The sequence below is a fragment of the Mesorhizobium carmichaelinearum genome, from assembly GCF_900199455.1.
In the GTDB taxonomy this organism is placed as follows: Bacteria; Pseudomonadota; Alphaproteobacteria; order Rhizobiales; family Rhizobiaceae; genus Mesorhizobium; species Mesorhizobium carmichaelinearum.
Genome location: NZ_FZQR01000146.1, coordinates 1 through 626, shown reverse-complemented (window position 1 = coordinate 626; position 626 = coordinate 1). Strand labels below are relative to the sequence as shown.

General features: G+C 62.0%; 2 protein-coding genes. Both read right to left on the bottom strand.

Annotated features, from left to right (window positions below):
• Window positions 1-35 precede the first annotated feature (35 nt).
• Complete coding sequence (locus tag CKW40_RS42420; protein WP_095205405.1) at window positions 36-347, bottom strand: hypothetical protein; 312 nt, start codon at window positions 345-347, stop codon at window positions 36-38.
• A gap of 89 nt (window positions 348-436) precedes the next feature.
• The coding region (locus CKW40_RS42415; protein ID WP_143748538.1) for an iron-sulfur cluster assembly accessory protein at window positions 437-626 on the bottom strand (190 nt) is incomplete at its 5' end.

Sequence of the window (626 nt, the reverse complement as noted above, 5' to 3'; positions counted from 1 at the left end):
TCGGTCCGGGGTCGGCATCGTCTGCTCCTTTGCCCTCACGCGTCGTTGTTGAAGGCGAGTTCGTGTGCCAATTTCGGCTGCCGGCTGAAGAGTGCGGCGACGAGTTCGTCAGCAACATCGCGCGGCGACTCTTCGGCGGAAGCTCGCCGCGACTGTCCCGCGACGCCCTGATTTGTGATCGAGCGATTTGCCGATGATGCCTCCGGTAAGCGTTCTGGAGGAGGCGATGGCAGAGCCGCGGTCGAGGTCTCTTTCGCGGCAGTGATCGTGTCCGTCGCTGGATCGATACTCAGCACCAAACCAAGTCCATCGCGGCAGCCGATGGCGCCGACGTCACAGACATGCATGGACTGTCTCCCGCCCCGGATTTCCGAGTCGAAGGGTTTTCCGTGACCTCGCCTCCATTGTCCCACATGGCCGTTCTCCTTTTCGGCGATCACCCGCAGGACTTGCCGCAGGCGCACTTCTCCTGCGCGTTCGGATTGTCAAAGACAAAGCTGGAGGATTCGGGCCCCGTGACGAAGTCGACAGTCATGCCGCAGACATGGGCCTGGGACGCTGCGTCCACGAACACCCTGAGCCCATCTTGCTCAATGATGACATCGCCCTCGCGCGAGATGCTCTCC